The following is a 22,112-nucleotide window of genomic DNA, read 5'->3' on the forward strand; positions in this document are numbered from 1 at the left end:
TAATTTTTAGCGATCGCTTGTTTTTGACCAGACCTCACAAAATCGCATTGCTCCCCTTTGCTCTTACCTTTAAAAGAGCAAAGTCACGAAAGCGAACTACTTAATATTCTTGGCATTTCCAGTATGAAATAGGGGAAAATGTGAGTAATTGGAGCGCCTGCATGGAGTCAGAGAAAATAATATGTCTAACGTAAGCATTGCAAAAGGTAGTTGCCTGTGTGGAGCAGTAAGTCTTTCTACAACTAGCATGAATAAAAGTGTGGGAGCCTGTCATTGTAGTATCTGCCGCAATTGGGGCGGAGGGCCTCTGTTAGCTGTTGATTGTAAAAGTGATGTCAGCTTGTCTGGTGAAGAAAATATTGGGCTTTATCAATCGTCACAGTGGGCAGAACGTGGATTCTGTAAGCAGTGTGGTAGCCATCTCTTTTATAGATTAAAACAAAATAACCAGTATTTCATGCCTGTTGGACTATTCGATAGTTCTGAAGGTCTTGTTTTCGATCATCAGGTATTCATTGATGAAAAGCCCCAATATTACTGTTTTGCCAATGAAACTAAGAACCTGACAGGGGCCGAGGTATTTGCACAGTTTGCACCTCCTGAATGACTTCCAAACATCAGAGTTCAGTTGTGACTAATACTTATTATTTACTTAACAGAACTAGGCAGTATTGAAGTAGCTGTTAGAAAACATGGTAAGAAATTTATGAGTGACATATAGAGAATTGGAACAAAACCATGATTGATGAACAAGAAATAGAAAAATTGTGGCAAGCTTTCAAAGTATTAGACGTAGACGGCAACGGAGCGATCTCAACCGAGGAACTGGGGGAGGTAATGCGATCGCTAGGGCAAAATCCCACGGAAGCGGGGCTGCGTGACTTGATCAAAGAGATAGATGTTGACTTGTCAGGCACTATCGACTTTGAAGAATTTAAAACGCTGATGATTGCGAAAGTAGGCGATCGCGAAAGCCGCCTGAAGTTAGCCTTCAGTGCCTTTGATGAAGACGGTAGCGGTGAAATTACTGCCGTTGAACTGCGGACAGTGATGACTCAGTTTGGGCTGACAGACGCTGAGTTGAAAGAGATGTTGCAGGAAGTAGATCATGATGGCGATGGCTCAATTGACTTTGAGGAATTCTGTCAGCTAGTACCGGAGGAGTCAGAAAGCAAAACTGGTTATCAAGACTCACCGATTTCTCTTAACAGTTCGCTCAAAACAGTTGCCACTTCCAATGAGGCCGCAGCAGCTAGCACCCAGCCGACGCCAGAAGCAACGACTCCAGAGTTGGCACAGCTAAGAGAACAGTTAGCACAACAACCAAACTCACCGAATCAGAAAAAAAGCGGTACGTCCCCTTTGCAAATGCAGATTGGTTTGTTTCGTTTGATTCAAGGAGCAGCCTACCGCAGCTTCCGTGAGAGTTTCTCCGCAAATCATGAAACTCACTTGCGGGTGAAAAACTTGCCATACAGAATTACTGATTTTGTGGAGTTTGTCAAACAAGCGATCGCACTTTACAAAGCATTAGGTATAGTATCCGAGGATTGCTACCCCGTTCTAGATGCAGTGGTTAAATCGATTGCCGATGAATATGCCCGATTGCAGGAGCGGATCGAGAACTGGCAAACAGTGGCAAAGACACCAGAAATGTTGGCAGAACAGCAAGCGATTTTAGAAGCGCGGAGTAAATTTGCCAATGTCAAAGAAAAGTTTGCTGCCGGAGTCGAGTTTGCAATTACGATCAAAAAGAAAAGTCTCAGCTTGGGTGACATCGTAGAAGGTGTGCTGGCCATTAACGAACTCAATCGTCTCAGGGGAATAGAACTGAATGAAGAAATGGCTCCACCACCAATTAAATCTCAGGCAAATCCAAAAGACTATTTACACAAGTGGAACCGCGTCATTCTCTCCCAAGCAACTGAGGAAATAGATGGTGCAATCATGCCAGTCGCATACTGGTATGAGGACTTTATGCCGAAATTGTTGGCAGCGTTTAGTGTTTCTACCACAGCAGATATCCAAAGTAACACCGTACCCGACCAAACGGCTTTGGATGAATGGTATCAGCGTACAAAAAACTCAGGAGAATTTAACCGCTACGGGGCGGATGTTGCCGAAAATTTTCCTCGTTGCACTCCCAAACAGAAATTGATCCTCAAACAAGCATGGCGGTTAACGCATCACTACCTAAATGGAGTCCAGAAACGCCGCGAACGCCTAGAGTTTGGGCGAGAATCAGGGGCGCTATCGCAGTATGTAGCATTCATTGATGTCTATCTAGATCGGACTGAAGTGAAAGATTCGCAAATGCGAGTCAGTTTCCCCTACTACATTGGCCCGGCAGTGTGGCGCTTTTTCCATACTACAGCTGAGATTGTGTCTACCAAGACACCAGAACAGCAAAAAGCCGCAGTCGCAATCTTCAAAGATTTCTTCCAACTGTTTGCCACAATGTACCCCTGTCCTTACTGCCGACACCACCTGAATATGTATGTTGTCCAAAATAAGGAAGTGGATATGTATCCTGTAGAATACCTGGTGCTTGGGCGCGATCCCAATCTGACTGACTTTGAGGTGTCACTAGAGGCAAAATTATCCACCGTGGTAGATGGTTCCTCTCTGCGGTTATTCTTCTGGAAATTGCATAATACCGTTTCTTCTTCCATCGCGCGATCGGAAGAATGGTATCACAAGGATGAGAAAGCGTTCTACACCACCCGTTTTTGGCCCAGCCTTGACTCTGAGTTAGCAAGAGCCAATGCACTCAAATACACCAGCATAGAAACTGCTCGGATCTACAACATCTATGGAATTCTGAAGCCATTGGCACGGCTGACAGGGGTAAAAACAGAATTGCCAAAGCTGCTGGAGAAGGGCAATGCGAATAATCTCAAGGAAGCGTGTATAGTTGCACAGAACCACATCAAGGATTTAGAGGAAGCTGTCATTATCGGGCAGTTTCTCCAAGAGACATACTACTTTGAGCCTAGCCTTGTGGATAAACCTCCACTCTTCACCCCTGAAGAAGAAGAGTTTGCCCGAACAGGTATGTTTACAGAAACAATTTAAATACTTATAGGTTGTTTGAAAAGTAGTTGGCTGTGATTTTAGGCACTTATTGATCCCCCCAACCCCCCTTAAAAAAGGGGGGCAATAACCTTTAAAAGTCTCCCTTTTTAAGGGGGATTTAGGGGGATCTGGAACGTTTTACTACCAAGAAGAGGACTTTTCAAACATCCTCTTAGGAATGCTTTAATTCCCCTCCTTCAAAGTTTAGTCGGCAGGGGAATTTTAGCGCTACCCATTAAAACCTGTTTACTTAACCTACAGCGTGCCAAATACTTGTGGCTAGCGTTCGCCGTTGCAATATTATGGATTGTCTAATGAGAAGTGCCCTTGGTAGCTAGCTTGAAATATCGATGATATAAAGGAGACAATAAAAATAGCTAAAGTAGAAACTTGCCCCGAAAAGGCAATTTCAAAGCTTTGAAAAGTCACAGCATTGGCATCTCATCCTGTATGTGCCTTTGAATATCCTCTAAAATGAGTGTTTAGAAGCGTAAAGGTCTAATTTATAGAGGATTTTTCCTAAAAGACAACCACCGATGTAACCTGTAACCGACACATGACCAATCGAGAGGAATTGATGAAGAACGAGTCAACGTTAGCAAGCAACGCCAACGTAAATTTCCTTATCGGTGGAGGTGAAATGGGGGCTAGGATGCGAGAACAAGATTGGTCAAAAACGTCCCTTGGCCCAACACAGCATTGGCCGCAGAGTTTGAAGACTGCCGTGCGAATTATGCTAACTTGCCGTCAACCGATGTTTGTTTGGTGGGGTGAGGAACTGATTAACCTTTACAATGACGCTTATAAAACTATTATTGGCGGCAAACATCCAGAAGCATTTGGGCAGCCAGCTTCATACGTGTGGCGGGAAATATGGGATCAGATTGGGCCTCGCGCTGAATCAGCGATGCTGAAGAATGAGGGTACTTACGACGAAGCGCTGCTGCTTATTATGGAGCGCAATGGCTACCCAGAAGAAACTTATTATACTTTTTCATATAGCCCGGTTCCTAATGACCAGGGCGACACAGGTGGGATCATCTGCGCCAACACAGAGGACACGCAGCGAATTATCAGCGAGCGTCAGTTGGCACTTTTGCGCGAACTAGCGGCGAGGACAGCAGACGCGCGGACATTCGATGAAGCCTGTACGCTCAGTGCGAGTTGTCTGGAGAGTAACCCTTACGATCTCCCTTTCGCAATGATTTATCTGGTCGATCCCGATAAGCAGGAAGTTTTTCTGGCTGGTACGTGCCGCATCGAGCAAAACCACTTAGCAGTTCCAGAAACAGTGGCTCTCGATGCTGATGGGGTTTGGCCCTTTGCGGAAGTGAGCAAAACGCATCAAGCCAAACTGATTTCCGATTTGGAAGTGTCTTTTAGTAGTTTACCCTGTGGTGTTTGGCAGCGATCGCCTCATCAAGCGATCGCAGTACCCATTGCCGCATCCGGTCAAACCGGAAAAGCTGGTATATTAATCGCTGGTTTGAATCCTTTCAGGCTATTCGACGACAATTATAAAGGATTCATTGATTTAGTTGCGGCTCAAATTGCAGCCAGCATCGCTAACGCCCAAGCTTACGAGGAAGAACGCAAACGCGCTGAAGCCTTGGCAGAAATCGATCGCGCCAAAACCGTCTTTTTCAGCAACGTCAGCCACGAGTTCCGTACCCCACTGACTCTAATGTTGGGGCCATTAGAGGACACCTTAGCCACTTGTGCCACGCTGCTTCCAGCCAAAGAACGAGAGCAGTTAGAAATGGTGCAACGCAACGGACTTCGGCTGCTGAAACTGGTCAACAGCTTGCTAGATTTTTCACGCATTGAAGCCGGAAGGGTTCAAGCTTCTTATGAACCCACCAACCTTGCCACCTTCACCGCAGAACTAGCTAGTGTATTTCGTTCCGCAGTAGAACGGGCAGGGATGCAGTTATCAGTTAATTGTCCTACCCTGCCAGCACCAGTGTATGTAGATCGGGAGATGTGGGAAAAAATTGTTCTTAACCTGCTCTCGAATGCCTTCAAGTTCACGATGGCTGGAGAAATTGCTGTCAGTTTGCAATGGTCAAATGACCATATCGAGTTTGCAGTCCAAGATACAGGAATCGGTATTCCAGCCGCAGAAATCCCCCACCTTTTTGAACGATTCCACCGCGTCAAAGGGGCGCAAGGACGAACTTTTGAAGGGTCAGGAATTGGATTATCACTGGTGCAAGAATTGGTGCAAATGCATGGTGGAACAGTTCACGTTACCAGTCTTCTTGGAGTAGGCAGTTGCTTTACTGTGTCAATTCCCACAGGATATGCTCATTTGCCTCCAGACCGGATTAGTGCCCCGCGAACTTTAGCTTCAACTGCATTAGGTGCAACGCCTTATCTAGAAGAAGCCCTGCGGTGGCTACCTGGGGAAGAGAACAGGGAACAGGGAACAGGGAATAGGGAAGAATCTTACCTATCACCTCTCACCTATCACCTGTCACCCTCTCCTGCCCGAATTCTTCTAGTTGATGACAACGCAGATATGCGTGATTATGTCAATCGGCTATTAAGTCAGCAGTATGAAGTAGAAGCAGTGCCAGACGGTTTAACAGCTTTGGACTCTGCTCGTAGACGTGTTCCCGATTTGGTACTGACAGATGTGATGATGCCTGGATTAGATGGCTTTGGACTGCTGCAAGCATTACGAGCCGATCCGCTGACGCAAAAAGTTCCCATCATTCTGTTGTCGGCACGGGCAGGGGAAGAGGCACGGGTGGAAGGGTTAGAAGCGGGAGCCGATGATTATCTGATTAAACCTTTCTCTGCCCGTGAATTGTTGGCGCGGGTAGAAGCAGCCCTAAAAATGGCTCGTCTCCGCCAAGAGGCAATGGAACGCGAGCAAGGGTTGCGAATTGAAGCTGAGGTTGCCAAAGCACACCTAGAGACTGTTATCGCTGGTATTCAAGACCAGTTCTTTGTATTGGATCGAGAGTGGCGTTATACCTTTGTCAACGATCGCGTAGCAGATGTTGTTGGCATCCCAAAAGAAGAGTTGCTAGGCAAGATATTTTGGGAAGTTTTTCCCGATATGGTTAAAAGCGAGTTTGATACCCAGGTTCATCGAGCGATCGCCCAAAACACTGTTGTTCAGTTTGAATACTTTTATGCCCCTTGGCAGCGCTGGTTTGAAAATCGCATCTATCCCTTTGCAGAAGGAGTAAGCGTTTTTGTTACAGACATCAGCGATCGCAAACAGGCAGAAAAAGCCCTTCGGGAAAGCGAAGAAAAGTTCCGCAACATGGCTGATAATGCCCCCTTCATGGTTTGGGTGACAGATACCAATAGCCACTGCACTTATCTCAGTCAAAGCTGGTACGATTTTACAGGTCAGACCGAGGAAATGGGTCTGGGATTTGGCTGGTTAAATGCTGTGCATCCAGAAGACTATAATGACGCCAGGAATGTTTTTCTGGAAGCTAGTAGCAGTTACTCGGCCTTCCGTTTGGAATACCGCTTGCGGCGCAAAGATGGCAAATATCGCTCTTGCATCGATGCCGCGAATCCGTGGTTTGGAGTGGACGGTGAGTTTAAAGGTTACATCGGCTCAGTCATTGACATTACCGAACGCAAAGCCGCAGAAGCCGAACGCGATCGCCTCCTGGAACTTGAGCAAGCTGCTAGAACTGAAGCCGAAAGAGCCAACCGGATTAAAGATGAGTTTCTGGCGGTACTTTCCCATGAATTGCGATCGCCTCTGAATCCGATTCTTGGTTGGGCGAGACTCTTGCAAACTCGTGAATTTGACGCAGTAGCCCTGAAGAAAGCGATCGCAACTATCGAGCGGAATGCTCAATTACAAGCTCAACTAATTGAAGATTTGCTCGATGTCTCTCGAATCTTACAAGGTAAACTCAACCTGAAGATGTTACCTGTCAACCTAGTACTTGTAATTGAGGCGGGATTGGAAACAGTCCGTTTGGCAGCAGAAGCTAAAAATATTCAAATTCAGACGATGCTGGATGCTTCTTTCGGGCAAGTTTTGGGTGATTCTGGTCGTTTACAACAAGTTATTTGGAATCTCTTATCGAATGCCGTTAAATTCACTCCTGAAGGAGGAAAAATTGATATTCAATTAGAGTGCGTTGACGCTCAAGCTGAGATTACCGTCAGCGACACAGGTAAAGGAATCAGCCCTGAGTTTCTACCTTATGTCTTTGAATATTTTCGTCAGGCTGATGGCACGACAACCCGAAAATTTGGTGGATTGGGGTTAGGGTTAGCAATTGTGCGTCATTTGATCGAATTACATGGCGGCACGATTCAGGCAGAAAGTTTAGGTGAAGGGCAAGGAGCTATTTTCCGAGTTAGGCTACCACTAATTAAAAAAGATTTAACTCCAAAACAAGATATAAATGTTGCTGCATTAAATCCTTCTCTTCCGACTGAAATCCTGGCAGGCATCCAAATCTTAGTTGTAGATGATGACGATGATACCCGTGACTTCCACACATTTGTATTAGAACAGGCTGGAGCAATGGTGACAGCAGTGACATCAGCAAAAGAAGCATTGCAAATTTTGGCAGAGTCAGAACCAGATATGCTGCTCAGTGATATTGGGATGCCAGAGATGGATGGCTATATGCTGATGCGCCAAGTTAAAGCATTGCAGGCAAACCAAGCCAAACAAATTCCGGCGATCGCTTTAACTGCTTATGCTGGAGAAATCAATCAGCAACAAGCACTGGAATCAGGGTTTCAAAAGCATCTATCCAAACCCGTCGAACCAGAGGAATTAATCAAGGAAATTGCAACTCTAATTGGTAGAAGTGGGCATGTCTAAGTATAGGGGAGCCAATTTCAAAGTCCCTCTTTCCCAAAATTGGGAGAGGGATTTAGGGTGAAAGCTCATTGATTCATGGCTTAATTTATTAATATCATGTCTGCATAATTAGTTATGCTAACCACAGTCATTGCACCCCACCCCTTAATCCCCTGGAGACAAAGCGTAGTTTTGGGTGGGGTTCTTCCGGTTTAATAAGCAATCAAGCGGACATGATATAACTTGCTTCAAATCTTTTGTTTTTTATTGAGGTCGATTCATTCTTAAAAAAATATATTTACTCTGAATTAATCTAGCTAAAAGCTGTTACTAATCTGGCTAATTTTACCTTTTTTTTGTAACTTAAATTGTTAACACAACTCTTGGTTTTGTTGCTTGACTACACAAAACATATCGTTAATTATTTGGAATTTTAGTATAAATTTTGGTATGTGTTGCTGAGTCACTTACTCCGTTAAATTATTCAGTTTATTTAACTCATCAAATCTTCATGTATTTGAAGTGTAGTTTATCTTTTACAGTAAAAATAATGGGAATAATAGAATAAATCGGATTGAGAAAATTCAAATTATTTAGCTATGAGCCAAATATGTCCTATCTCCAAAACCTGTGCTTGTCGCAATATTGCACGCTGCCGGACTAAGGAAGCAGGTAGGCTCTTTCTCTGGTTTCCCGTTTCACATACCCTGATAAAAGTCACCTCCTACCTACAGCAGTTTTCCCTTAAGTATGAACTGATGCACGAGCGACCAGGTTTGAGTTTGGAGTGTAAACCCGGACAGTCTCTAGAAATTGCTCGTAATCTGGCCAAACTACTTGCACCAAGAGAATTAAAAGAGACGCAAGTTCTTTTCATGCAAGGCACTATCCAACCTCAACTCCATGATTTTAGTGACATAGCCTCATTACAACGCTTCATTAAGTTGAACCAATCAGATTGGTTAATTGATATGCTGGCAACAGAACGATTCACCAGTTACTTTCAACCAATTGTTTCAATTAACGATACATCGCAAATTTTTGGATATGAATCGCTCTTGCGCGGTCTGGATGAACAAGGCAATTTAGTACTACCGACATCTATTCTGGAGTTAGCAACTGAAGCCGGACTTCTACCACAACTCGACCAAGTTGCTCGTCTGAGCACAATCACTCAATTCAGCCGCCATCAAGTGAATGGTCACATCTTTATCAATTTTGCACCAACGTCACTTTATGACCCAGCTTTTTGCCTACGTAGTACGGTAGAGGCCATTGATACTGCTGGAATTCCCCACGATCGCGTTGTTTTTGAAGTCGTAGAATCAGACAATCCTCAAGATTTAGCCCACCTCAAGGCAGTGCTTCAATACTACCGGAATGCTGGGTTTTTAATCGCTCTTGATGACCTTGGTTCTGGCTATTCCAGCCTAAACTTGCTGCATCAGTTACGTCCAGATTTTATCAAGTTGGACATGGAGTTAATTCGAGATGTGCATCAAGACCTTTACAAAGCTTCGATTACCGAGAAACTTCTAGAGATTACTCAAAAGTTAAACATCCAGACGGTTGCTGAAGGAATTGAGTGCATTGAGGAACTGAACTGGCTGCGAGAAAGAGGTGCAAATTTTGCTCAAGGCTATTTGATTGCTAAACCCAGTGCAGCGCCTGTGACTACAACTCCTTACTTTGAGCAAATCGCATTAACTGTAGCATCGGCACACTCTCAGCAAGTTGAGGAGCGTGTCCAACACCAAAGCGAGTCTGAGCGAATTGTTGCGGCTGTAACGCAGCGCATTCGCCAATCGTTGGAGTTAGACGAAATTTTACAAACCACAGCAGCCGAAGTGCGACAACTGTTTGAGGTAGACCGAGTATTGATCTATCAATTTGAGCCAGACTGGAGTGGATTAGTCGCTGTAGAATCCTTAGCAGAAGGGTGTATGTCGATTTTGGGATTTCACGTCATGGACACGTGCTTTAAATCCACGCGTGCAGCTTACTATCAACAAGGTAACACCAGAGCGATCGCAGACATTGAAAATGCAGGTCTATCATCGTGTCATGTTGACCTTCTTAGAAGTTTGCAAATCCGGGCAAACCTTGTCGTACCAATTTTGCAGCAAGAGCGTTTGTGGGGATTATTGATTGCTCACCAATGCCGTCAGCCCAGACAATGGCAGCAATCGGAGATTAACTTGTTTAATCAGTTAGCAGGTCAAGCTGCGATCGCTATTCAGCAATCAAAACTTTATCATCAATTACAACAAGCAAACCAGGAATTACAACGCCTTGCCTGTTCCGATGGTCTAACCCAAGTGGGAAATCGCCGCTGCTTTGATGACACGTTAAACACGCAGTGGCAATGGTTGGCACGAGAGCAAAATTCGCTATCTTTGATTTTGTGTGATGTCGATTACTTTAAGCTTTACAACGATACGCATGGACATCTGGCAGGAGATGATGCACTTAGACAGGTTGCTAAGGCAATCTCTCAGACAGTTAAACACCCCGCTGATTTAGTGGCTCGTTATGGCGGAGAAGAGTTTGCAGTTATTTTGCCGAATACTGATATTGAAGGGGCCATTGCAGTTGCAAAAGATATTCAGATCAATGTTAGTGCATTACAAATGCCTCATCCCCATTCTCAGGTCAGTGAATTCATTACCCTAAGTCTTGGTGTGGCAACCATCACTCCTCATAGCCAATTATCTCCTGCAACCTTAATTGCTGCTGCTGACCAAGGACTCTACCAGGCAAAAGCACAAGGGAGAAATTGTGTGGTGCAGATGGATTGTGAGAATGCTGATGCTAAATAAGCTGATGCGCTTGTAAGTTGCATAGTTCAAATCGCTAGAAAGATGTAAAGACGCGGATATACGGAGAGTAAAAGACACATTAACCCACTATCTACGCGCAATTATTGCAGTGAACGCCAGAGAAACGCTCCAATGTAATTCAGGCAAAAATGATGATTTTAGGCTGAATGTTAGCAAACAAAGCTCCCAACCTAATTTCTGTCTATTGTTTAAAAGTTGGCTGAGATTTTTTTTGACCAGAGTGATGGAAGAGCGTTAAGTAGAGCGGCATAAATAATTAAAGGTTTGTAGTGAAAACTTTAGCCCTCAAGTGATGGCTAAAGTTTTCACTACAAACTAATCTCAAGATTTTTTACATTACTTAATTTACTTCGATTTATTCTCACTTACTTAGAATCGGTGAAGAGAAAATGAAAAGTGGACGTGTGAATAAAATGTTAATGGCTTGACAAGTTGTGATTATATGAAATAATAATCATCTATGTATAGAATAAATCTTGATAATCTCAATAGATTTTAATATACAACTGTTAAATTCATTCAGTTTGATATTCATACTATGAATATATTAATTATTTTGGCTGAAGTCAGCCTGATAATCTTTGTTTTTGTATTACTGAACTGGGCTTTCAGCAAATTATTCAAGCTATTTACTAAAACCTTTATACCTAAAAGCGATAACAATAGAAGTATCAAAACTCTCCGCCGAAATATCACAGGGTTATTGTTACTTGCTTGTGTGGTGTCGTGCATTCTGATTGTGGGTGCTAATGGTTATCTAGTTTATCGGGGCGAAAATCTTCAGCAATACACACTCTTGTTGATTGAGCGTATCCCATCAGGATTTTGGATGACACTAGGAATTGGCATAGCTCAGAGTATTGGCACTTTGATTTTAGCGGCGATCGCCCTGAAATTTCTCAAATATTGGTTGAGGGTAGCCAGCACTCGCGCCAAGAACTTAGAAAAAAATACTGCTGATGATGAAAGTATTGATGCTTTCTTTAAGGCATTCTATGACAGAATCAGTGGTGGAATCTGGCTTTGGGCTACTATCTTGTGTGCCCAGTTTCTCAAATTACCAGCAACGGTTTCGGAATATTTGTACATCGCGCTGCGAATCTATCTAATCATTGCCGTTGGCTTGCTTATACTTAAAGCAGTCGCTGCGATCGTTGATAGCCTAGATGCTCTCAGCATCAGATACTCCAATCCTGATAACCTGCTGAGATTCTACGATCGCCTCCGACACCTGATACCCTTTTTAAAGCGCTGCTTGGAATTTGTGATTTATGTCTGCATGGCAACATTGGTGATTCAGCAGGTGCAGTTAATTGCCAATGTCGCAACTTTTGGCCCGCGAATGATCAAGATAATCGGTATCATCTTCATTAGTCGCGTGTTGTTTGAGGTCGTTTACTTACTTATTGAAGAGGTGCTGTTCAAAAACCAGAATCTAACTGAGATTCAAAGAAGTAGACGCCTGACGCTCGTTCCTCTGTTTCGTAGTTTCTTGCAATACTTAATTTACTTTGGGGCTACAGTTTTTATTCTCTATGCCCTGAGTATCGATCCCACTCCCATACTTGCGGGTGCTGGTATTGTTGGAATCGCTGTGGGGTTAGGGGCACAAACACTAATTAATGATATTGTCTGCGGCTTCTTTATTTTGTTTGAAAACTACTACTTAGTAGGTGACTATATTGAAGCTGGAAAAGCCGAAGAAAAAGTTGTCGAAGGTATTGTTGAGGCGATTGAACTCAGAACCACTCGTGTCAGACATCCGAATGGTCAATTGCAGATTATTCAAAATGGGAATATTGGCTCAATTACTAATTATTCCAAACAGTATATCTTTGCAGTAGTAGAAGTTGGTGTGCCTTATGATTCCAACTTAGCGCACGTGTACAAAGTCATTGAGGAGGTGGGACAGCAGTTAAAAGCAGACGATCCAGATGTACTCGAAGGCACACAAGTGGATGGAGTCGAAAGTCTGGGAGAGTCTAACTTATTGCTGCGAACATTGACAAAAGTAAAGCCAGGAAAACATCTTCAGATTCAGCGCGTTCTTCGGAAGATTTTTACGAATGCACTTCTGGGGGAAGGAATTATAATTCCCGTGCGCGCTGAAAGTGCCGAAGGTTGATTTGGCACTTTCTTTTAACAGAAAATCACTTAGGAGTCATTTAATTTTGGATTTTTCCTTCAATCCAAAATTGGTAGAGTAACTTATTTGGAATTGTAATAATTAAACAGGCACTAATGAATTATATCCTCATCGCCCAAGCCGCAGAATCTGCATCAAAAGCTTCTGTTGTAGTACCACCACCTCCGACTTTTCCAACGAGTGCACAAATTATCTCTTTCTTTTATACATTGGGTGCATCTATAGTTTTTGTATTTGTACTCTATATATTACTTTTCTATCTACTGCGATCGTTTCTGCGCCGTACAGAAAAAGATACAGCCCTGTTTATCCTTGGGATCTTACAAATCCCTGCGATCGCTATTTTTATCCTTACTAGTCTAAAATTCTCTCTGGCTCAACTCGGATCGGGAGGAATTATTAATTTAATCGATCGAGGACTCACGGCTTTCCTAATTCTTGGTTTCACTTACGGCATAACTTTATTATTTACAGAAGCAGCAGTCTACTACTTAAAAGACTACGCTCGAAAAACTGAGGCTGTCTGGGATGATGTATTAATTCCACTCCTACAAAATTTTATCCCAGTCATCACTTACCTCATTGGCATATCTCTGTTTTTCAGCACCATTGGGGTTGATTTAACAGGAATTGGGTTAGCAATAGGTAGCATCACTGTAGTGTTGGGATTAGCAGTAAAAGATATTTTAAGCGATTTTTTCAGTGGGTTAGTTTTACTAGTTGATACACCCTTTAGATTTGGAGATGTCATCTCCATGCCAGATGGTTCCATTGCAATTATCAAACACATTGGTATCAGGGTAACAAAACTATATCTAATTAACGAGCATTGCGAGGTTTATACACCAAATACGACTTTGGGAGGTCAAAACATAGTCAATCTCAGTCGTCCTACAACTCACTACGCTTATACGATTCAAGTGTCAGTGAGAGTTGATGCTGATGCAGTGGTAGCAACAAACATTTTGCAACAAATTATCCTCGGTCATCCAGATACATTAGGTGATATTGATGAAAAACTTCAATATTTAGATAGTTTTGCTGCATTGACAGAAGCCGAAGATAATAAACTGTCAAAAAAAGAAGCAGGGCGGCTGCGTTTATTAGTTGAAAAAGATGTCAATACGCAACTGCAAAAAATTGAGCAAGCATTTGAAGATTTTGTTAGAGAAGTTAAGAAGGTAGAAAAAGGTGGATTAAATTCAGAAGAATTAAAATTTCTCCAGAAAAACTATTTAGAAATACTGAACATTGTGGGGCTGGTAGTCATTACAGAACGTAAGGGTAAACGTCTGCGATCGCGCCTAGAAGAACAAGAACCGACTGAGAAACAAACTCTAATTGGCTTGATTCGCCAATGGTATCAAACTTGGTTAAAAGATCCCGATCTAGTAATTGAAGACCAACATCTTTTACCAGACGAATGGGAGCAAAAAATTGAACTTCTGAAAATTAAACTCAATAAATTATTTCAAAAAATCGCAAGTCCCGGAGTAGATGAAACAAGATTAGATGATTATTCTTTAAAATTTGTCGAATGGTTACACGATAGTTTTAAAGAGTCTAATACTGCCTGGAAAGAACCACAAGTTCAGCTAACTGATATTCAAGGCTCTGCTATGCAATTCTCTGTCCGTTTCTATGTTGATAATATTCAGTTAGAACACTGGCGACGTGGAAACCGCGTCCAAAATGAGGTACGTCGAGAGATGGTAAGGCGGTTAAGACAAGCCTATATCTACACACTAGGATAATTCAGTCAGTGAAATTAGAGAATAGCGATCGCTCGTGAATTGCGCGATCGCTGTCTTACTGAAATCTCATCTTTAAACTCAGTTATGATAAAAACAATGGTTTTGAATCATATTTTAGAATAAATCTTGTATCAGGCTTGATATGACATAATAAATAAATTTTCAAATGCTTTGGCAGTTTGTGCGCTTGCCAAAGATATTATGAACAAAATATGGTTGTAAGTTGCTAAAATTAATCCCTTCACTGATTCATTAGGCAAAACAGTTCTGTTAGCATTAACGCGGCGTTTAGCCTGTTCCCAGTTCTGAGTAAAGATGTCAGATTCCCAACTTCTCTACTCAGCACTACTACCCCAGTCTTTAGTCTCTAATCCCCATCAGCCTAACCAATTAATTTCTGCCAGCTAGCAGGGCCGATAATGCCATCGGCATCTAAACCATTTTGCTTTTGAAAGTTTTTAACTACAACCTCTGTTTGCGGCCCGTAGACGCCATCATTCTCAACACCTAAACGATATTGTAAGTATCTGACAACTGCACCACCGGCATGGTTTGGTCTGATAATTCGTTTTGCCAAAATTAGATTGATGGCATTCCATGTAGTTGTGTCAGCAATTCCAGTCGGCTGAACTGCGATAATAGTCTGAAATTTTTCTACGGCAGATTTTGTGTTAGCCCCCGTGAAGCCATCTTCCACTAACGCCTTACCATTTTTATCGGTTATTTTTAGTCTATTTAAGGATTTTTGCAGTCTGAGAATAGTTTCATCTATGTTCTCCTCTTCATCTGGTACAGGGTTAACAGGGGCACTTGGCACTTTACCAGTTAAGCCTTTGACAATTGCATTAGCCATTACTTCAGGATTAAAAAGATTCATATCTTTTTGCGAATCGAGGAAGCAACATTCTATCAAGATAGCAGGCATATCTGTATTTTTTAGAACATACAAGTGGGAACCACTCTTAACGCCACGATTAAAAAATCCTAACTTGATGATTTCATCTAATACAGGTTTAGCAATTTTTCTACCTGTATCGCTAGTTGCAAATACTTCTGTGCCGTTAGCTTGTCCGTTAAAGCAGTTAAAATGAATCGAGACGTAAATATCTACTCTACTTGCATTAGCCGTAGAACATCTTTTTGAAAGCGATTCAGTTACTGTACGAGCACTACTTGGTCTACATACTACGACTTCATTTCCTAAAGCTCTTAACTTGGCTATAACTCTATTACCTACATCTAGAGTTAAATTATCCTCAAATTTAATCCCCCTAGCTCCTGTATCTGGTGGACAATTGTGCCCGCTATCAATTCCGAATTTCATTATTTAATCCTCGATTTGCTTGTTTTTACACTAGTTCAAAACTCTTCTAATTATATAGACAAAGTTTGGTTTGTAACTTTGTAAAAATACTAGTTAGCAATGGCTGCATTCTTTTCAGCATTCCTACGCTATATAGACCAAATAAGTTTTTGTGCGAACCTAAGCAGAACTTTGATTTGGTAAAATCCACTAATTCAAAGCTATATTTTAATCAAAAAGATAACTATTATAAGTTATCAATATCGAGAATAACCAGTAAATTTTTGCAATAAATTGAAATCTAGTAATTGCCTCCATTATTTAGATAATAACCCTTTGTAAAACTGGAAAGCCATGACAAATGTACTTAGTTAAGATACCCAAATTCCTAAACCGAACGCACCCCCTGATGTGAACCTGGGTTTATAAGGTCGGAAACCCTTGGCTTCCTGTTAGCCCTGAGCAGCTTAACACATAATGCTTTACAGTATTAATGAATACGCGTTCGCTTCTAGACACCTGTGCGAGATTTATCAGATAAACTGCTCAAGAAACGAGGCTCAACATGGGATCTTTAAATTTTGTGAAGCTACTGGAGAATTCCATCAATGAACCCGGCTTAGGGTGGACTCTTTGTTTTATAGGGGAAGATCAATCTAGCAAACTTGCAGAACTCACGCAAGAATTGAGAGGACAATTTTCTGCAACAGGCGATGGAAAAGAGATTTTATCTGGTTTTTCCTATTGGAGAATCGGCCCAACGATCGCTTGGGATCGTGCCTGTAACGATCGCTTCTATCTTGTGATGAAAGAGAGTATAGAGTCTTTTAGATATTGATGGCATCAAATTAATACTAATAATATCAAAGATCGGCAATATCATTATATAAGTTGAGGTGTCGGCACAAGTGAAAAAGACCAACATATTTTAAGTTTATGTTAATGAGTTTAACCGGAGATTAGATATTACCGAGTTGCGTACTTTTACAAACTTGTCACCACCATAAATCCGTTCACTATATGAAGCGCTATAAGAATCAAAAGAATTCAATGATGCACTTAATTTGACTCAACACATCACAAATTTTTTGAAATCAAAATATCCTAAAAGCGTTGGTGATAGTGAAGCCCTACCTCCCTCAAGGAACTACTGACCGGAATCTGTGGGTAGATATTTAACAATCAGCCTGAAAGCACGTTTAAAATTTAAGTAAAGAAATATTTCGTAGCTTACAGGCATGAAACGCATCGTCTTGATTGCTGGGTTTGAATCATTCAACGCTGACTTGTACAGAAAAGCAGCCTTTTTGGCTAACTCTCGCTGTCCTGAGTTGGATATTCGGGTATTTAGCGATCGCGATCTTACCAGCATTCGTACCGAGATAGAAGCAGCACTTGATGGCGCTGATGTGTTTTTCGGTAGCCTACTATTTGATTATGACCAAGTTGTGTGGTTGCGCGATCGCATTTCTCAAATTCCCATCCGTCTAGTCTTTGAGTCAGCCTTAGAATTGATGAGTTTAACCAAGCTGGGTGACTTTGCCATTGGCGACAAACCCAAAGGAATGCCCAAACCAGTTAAATTCATCCTCGACAAATTTAGCAACGGACGAGAAGAAGACAAACTCGCTGGTTACATCAGCTTCTTAAAAATTGGCCCCAAACTACTGAAATACGTCCCAGTGCAAAAAGTCCAAGACTTACGCAACTGGTTAATTATCTATGGTTACTGGAATGCTGGCGGTTCAGAAAACGTCGCTTCATTATTCTGGACACTGGCAGAAAAATACTTAGATTTAAAAGTCGGCGACATACCCGCGTTAATCGAAACCCCCAACATCGGATTACTCCACCCCGATTATCCAGGGTTTTTTGAATCGCCAAAAGCATATCTGGAATGGTATGAGAAGATCCCCCCTAGCCCCCCTTACAAAGGGAGGAATATTAGCCCCCCTTCTCAAGGGGGGTTGGGGGGATCTAAAGCCACAAAACCTGTTGTAGGAATTCTCCTCTACCGCAAACACGTCATCACCAAACAACCCTACATTCCCCAACTGATTCGCAGTTTTGAAAAAGCCGGGTTAACTCCTTTACCCATCTTCATCAACGGCGTGGAAGGACATGTGGCGGTACGAGATTTGATGACAACCGACTATGAAATTCAGCAACGACAACTAGGTAATATAGAGACTCCATCACTATCTAGTGAAGCAGTAAAAGTAGATGCGATCGTTTCGACAATTGGCTTTCCTCTGGTGGGTGGCCCGGCTGGTTCAATGGAAGCAGGCCGTCAAATAGAAGTCGCAAAACGCATCCTTACTGCCAAAAATGTACCTTATATTGTTGCTGCACCACTATTAATTCAAGATATTTCCTCGTGGACGCGCCAAGGTATCGGCGGATTGCAGAGTGTAGTGTTGTACGCCTTACCAGAATTAGATGGCGCTATTGATACCGTTCCCCTCGGTGGTTTGGTGGGCGAAAATATTTATCTGGTTCCCGAACGGGTGGAGCGATTAATTGGTAGGGTAAAAACTTGGGTGAGTTTGCGGCAAAAACCTGCATCTGAACGCAAAATTGCGATCGTTTTATATGGATTTCCTCCAGGTTATGGTGCTGTAGGCACAGCTGCATTATTAAATGTGCCGCGTAGTTTGCTGAAGTTTCTCCATGCACTCAAAGAACAAGGTTACACCGTGGGAGATTTACCGGAAGATGGTGAAGAATTGATTCGCTGGGTAAAAGAAGCGGATGAAGCTAATCCTCTTGTGGGGTGGGCATCTTGCCCGCCATTATCTAGGGGCGGGCAAGATGCCCACCCCACAAGTAGTGTAAATGTTCGCACTCTAGAAAAATGGCTGGGATATCTGCAAACCTCCCGTATTGAAAAACAATGGAAATCTCTCACGGGAACTGGTATTAAAACTTATGGCGATGAATTCCAAATTGGCGGTGTGCAATTAGGAAATGTATGGATAGGTGTACAACCACCTTTGGGTATACAAGGCGACCCGATGCGCTTAATGTTTGAACGGGATTTAACGCCACATCCGCAATATGCTGCTTATTATAAATGGTTGCAAAATGAGTTTGAAGCTGATGCTATAGTTCATTTTGGAATGCATGGAACGGTGGAATGGTTGCCTGGTTCTCCGTTGGGTAATACGGGTTATTCTTGGTCGGATATTTTGTTAGGAAATTTGCCTAATCTATATATATATGCGGCGAATAATCCGTCTGAGTCGATGTTGGCAAAACGTCGCGGTTATGGTGTGTTGATTTCTCATAATGTACCGCCTTATGGGCGTGCAGGTTTGTATAAAGAATTGGTGGCGTTGCGTGATTTGATTTCGGAGTATCGTGAAGATCCACAAAAGAATTATGTCTTGAAGGAAGGGATTTGTAAAAAAATTGTAGATTCTGGTTTAGATGCAGATTGTCCTTTTGAAGATGCTAAACGGTTAGGAATTGCGTTTACTCCTGAAAATGTGCGGATGTTTAGCAGTCATGCTTTTGATGATTATTTGGTGGAGTTGTATGGATATTTGCAAGTTTTAGAAAATCGGTTGTTTTCTTCTGGGTTGCATACTTTGGGGGAAGCACCAAATGAAGAGGAATTGGCTTCTTATTTGGAGGCATATTTTGGAGACGAACCGCAGAGGCACGGAGAACACAGAGAAGAGGAGGAAAAGCTAATAAGAGATTTGTTGATGCAATCTACGGATGAGTTAACAAATTTGTTAAGGGGGTTGAATGGGGAGTATATTCCGCCTGCGCCTGGGGGGGATTTGTTAAGGGATGGGGCTGGTGTTTTGCCGACTGGGAGGAATATTCATGCTTTAGATCCTTATCGGATGCCTTCGCCTGCGGCGTATGAACGGGGACGGGAAATTGCTCAAAAAATTATCGCCCAGCATTTGGATGAATATAGTAAATATCCTGAAACGGTGGCGGTGATGCTTTGGGGATTGGATGCAATTAAAACTAAGGGTGAATCTCTGGGGATTCTGTTGGAATTGGTGGGGGCTGAACCTGTTAAGGAAGGAACTGGTAGAGTTGTTCGTTATGAGTTGAAGCCGTTGGCGGAGGTTGGACATCCCCGCATTGATGTGTTGGGTAATTTATCTGGGATTTTCCGGGATAGTTTTGTAAATATCATCGAATTGTTGGATGATTTATTCCAACGGGCGGCTGATGCTGATGAACCAGAAGATCGGAATTTTATTAGAAGACACGCTTTAGCTTTAAAAGCTCAAGGTGTGGAAAATGTATCGGCGAGATTGTTTTCTAATCCGGCGGGTGATTTTGGTTCTTTGGTGAATGATAGGGTGGTTGATGGTAACTGGGAATCTGGTGAGGAGTTGGGGAATACTTGGCAGAGTCGCAATGTGTTTAGCTACGGGAGAGAAGATAAAGGTCAAGCTAGACCGGAAGTATTGAATACGTTGTTAAAAACTAGCGATCGCATTGTTCAAGAAATCGATTCGGTAGAATATGGTTTAACTGATATTCAAGAATATTACGCCAATACGGGCGGTTTGAAAAAGGCAGCAGAAAAACAAGGCGGTAAGAAGGTTACAACTAGCTTTGTGGAAAGTTTCTCGAAGGATACTACACCGCGCAATTTGGATGATTTGCTGCGAATGGAGTACCGCACTAAGTTGGTAAATCCTAAATGGGCGCAAGCGATGGCAAATCAAGGTTCTGGTGGTGCTTTTGAAATTTCCCAACGAATGACGGCGTTGATTGGTTGGGGTGGTACTGCCGATTTTACCGATGATTGGGTTTATGACCAAGCGGCTGATACTTATGCGTTAGATGCAGAGATGGCGGATAAATTACGTAAGGCAAATCCTGAAGCTTTCCGCAATATTTTAGGCAGAATGTTAGAAGCGCATGGGCGGGGTTTCTGGGAAGCTGATAGTGAGAAGTTAGATAAATTGCGCCAATTGTATGAGTTGACAGATGAAGAGTTGGAGGGAGTAACGGTTTAGTGAGTTGAATATGTTAGGCATTGTTAATGTATTTTACTTAATTGTTGAAGTAAAAAATAAATTAGAGCGAGGATTTATTAAACTTGGTAGAGAATATTGGGTCGAAAAGCGAATTTTGGAATTCACTAATTGGGTAAATCAATAAGGCACTAAAAACACGCTAGCGAAACGCATTTGATATCTCGTAACATTCAAGAGTAAATTATATGGAAAATTCTTTCACTGCTGTATTTGAAAAGATAGATGATTGGTATATCGGCTATGTCCAGGAGTTACCCGGCGCTAATGTCCAAGAGAGAACTCTGGAAGAAGCTAGAGAAAGCCTACGGGAAGCGATAGAGTTGATTCTAATCTCAAATCGGGAACTCGCAGAGCAACAAATTTCCGGTAAAGATGTCGTCCGCGAACAGATTACTGTCAAATTATAGTGAAAAGACGTGAATTGATTCGCCATTTGGAAAAGAACGGCTGTTTTGTTTCTTCGAGAAGGTGGAAGGCATACGATTTATTACAATCCATCAAACAACAGAACCTCCGCAGTTCCAAGGTATACTGAGATTGTTGAGATTCTAGCTATCAAGATTTGCAAAGATTTAGAGATTTCCCCACCCTAGTGTTGTAAGTGTGTTATGGCTTCCGCAGGGTATCGACAATCGGATAATTTATCCAATCTTGTAGGCTAGGTGGGTTGAAAAGCCCATTTTTGCGTACAGACGGACTTTTTATCCCAATACAGTTCAGTTAAGCGTTTCTTTCTTCTCTCAGTGTTCTCTGCGCCTCTGTGGTAGCCTGCGGCAAGCCGTACCACTTCGTGGAAGCAAGCTACGCGTAGCGTCTCGTAGAGAAGCGTCTACGTTAAAAAAATTAACTATGACAAAGAGTTTTAGCCTTAACTGAACCGTATTGCTTTTTATCCCACCCCACAATCAATAGTAATGACATACTTATAAATTTCCTACTCACATACTCAATTGTTTCGACTAACAATGCGATTGTTTCGGCTGACAATGCCATTGTTTGGACTAACAATGCGATTGTTCCGGCTAACAATGCGATTGTTTCGGCTGACAATGCCATTGTTTCGACTTGCAATGCGATTGTTTGGACTTGCAATGCGATTGTTTCGACTTGCAAAAATTAGCCTACGTTTCTTTTACCTTGTTTTATCTAAAAATCTCGCTTACTGTTAATTTTATTGTTTT

General features: G+C 42.3%; 11 protein-coding genes. 9 read left to right on the top strand and 2 right to left on the bottom strand.

Translation table 11 applies throughout. The annotated features are described in order from the left end of the window. Positions 1 to 181: 181 nt before the first annotated feature. From ACM0OX_RS04265 to ACM0OX_RS04290, 6 genes are all read left to right on the top strand, one after another. Positions 182 to 607, top strand: coding sequence for a GFA family protein (locus tag ACM0OX_RS04265; protein ID WP_414513332.1), 426 nt, complete (start codon positions 182 to 184; stop codon positions 605 to 607). Positions 608 to 738: 131 nt separating this feature from the next. Next, the gene (locus ACM0OX_RS04270; protein ID WP_414513333.1) at positions 739 to 3,075 is read left to right on the top strand and encodes an EF-hand domain-containing protein; all 2,337 of its coding nucleotides are present in this window, start codon (positions 739 to 741) and stop codon (positions 3,073 to 3,075) included. A 577-nt stretch (positions 3,076 to 3,652) separates the two neighbouring features. Further along, entirely contained in the window at positions 3,653 to 7,894 is a 4,242-nt protein-coding gene (locus ACM0OX_RS04275) for an ATP-binding protein (RefSeq protein ID WP_414513334.1), read from the top strand. Positions 7,895 to 8,472: 578 nt separating this feature from the next. Next, positions 8,473 to 10,692 carry an EAL domain-containing protein gene (locus tag ACM0OX_RS04280; RefSeq protein ID WP_414513336.1) on the top strand — a complete coding sequence of 740 codons (2,220 nt, stop codon included), beginning with the start codon at positions 8,473 to 8,475 and terminating at the stop codon, positions 10,690 to 10,692. A 559-nt stretch (positions 10,693 to 11,251) separates the two neighbouring features. Next, positions 11,252 to 12,838 (top strand): mechanosensitive ion channel family protein, encoded by a 1,587-nt coding sequence (locus ACM0OX_RS04285; protein WP_414513337.1) that lies wholly within the window; start codon positions 11,252 to 11,254, stop codon positions 12,836 to 12,838. Between the two features lie 116 nt (positions 12,839 to 12,954). Next, complete coding sequence (locus ACM0OX_RS04290; protein WP_414513339.1) at positions 12,955 to 14,613, top strand: mechanosensitive ion channel family protein; 1,659 nt, start codon at positions 12,955 to 12,957, stop codon at positions 14,611 to 14,613. Positions 14,614 to 14,995: 382 nt separating this feature from the next. Here the strand turns inward: ACM0OX_RS04290 and ACM0OX_RS04295 are convergent, their stop codons facing one another. Next, positions 14,996 to 15,937 (bottom strand): N-acetylmuramoyl-L-alanine amidase, encoded by a 942-nt coding sequence (locus ACM0OX_RS04295; protein WP_414513341.1) that lies wholly within the window; start codon positions 15,935 to 15,937, stop codon positions 14,996 to 14,998. Between the two features lie 544 nt (positions 15,938 to 16,481). On the opposite strand from ACM0OX_RS04295, the gene ACM0OX_RS04300 reads away from it, so the two are divergent. The 3 genes from ACM0OX_RS04300 to ACM0OX_RS04310 all read left to right on the top strand — a co-directional run bounded on the left by ACM0OX_RS04300 (position 16,482) and on the right by ACM0OX_RS04310 (position 21,338). Then, positions 16,482 to 16,754: a hypothetical protein gene (locus ACM0OX_RS04300; RefSeq protein WP_414513343.1), complete on the top strand. Its 273-nt coding sequence runs from the start codon at positions 16,482 to 16,484 to the stop codon at positions 16,752 to 16,754. 400 nt (positions 16,755 to 17,154) lie between these two features. Beyond that, a complete protein-coding gene (bchH, locus tag ACM0OX_RS04305) occupies positions 17,155 to 20,910 on the top strand; it encodes a magnesium chelatase subunit H (protein WP_414513345.1) in 3,756 nt (1,251 codons plus the stop codon). Positions 20,911 to 21,116: 206 nt separating this feature from the next. Then, the gene (locus ACM0OX_RS04310) at positions 21,117 to 21,338 is read left to right on the top strand and encodes a type II toxin-antitoxin system HicB family antitoxin (protein WP_152588393.1); all 222 of its coding nucleotides are present in this window, start codon (positions 21,117 to 21,119) and stop codon (positions 21,336 to 21,338) included. A gap of 436 nt (positions 21,339 to 21,774) precedes the next feature. Here ACM0OX_RS04310 and ACM0OX_RS04315 read toward each other — a convergent pair whose 3' ends face one another. Further along, entirely contained in the window at positions 21,775 to 22,044 is a 270-nt protein-coding gene (locus ACM0OX_RS04315; RefSeq protein WP_414513348.1) for a hypothetical protein, read from the bottom strand. Between the last annotated feature and the right edge of the window lie 68 nt (positions 22,045 to 22,112).

The organism is Nostoc sp. PCC 9305 (assembly GCF_963920915.1).
In the GTDB taxonomy this organism is placed as follows: domain Bacteria; phylum Cyanobacteriota; class Cyanobacteriia; order Cyanobacteriales; family Nostocaceae; genus Nostoc.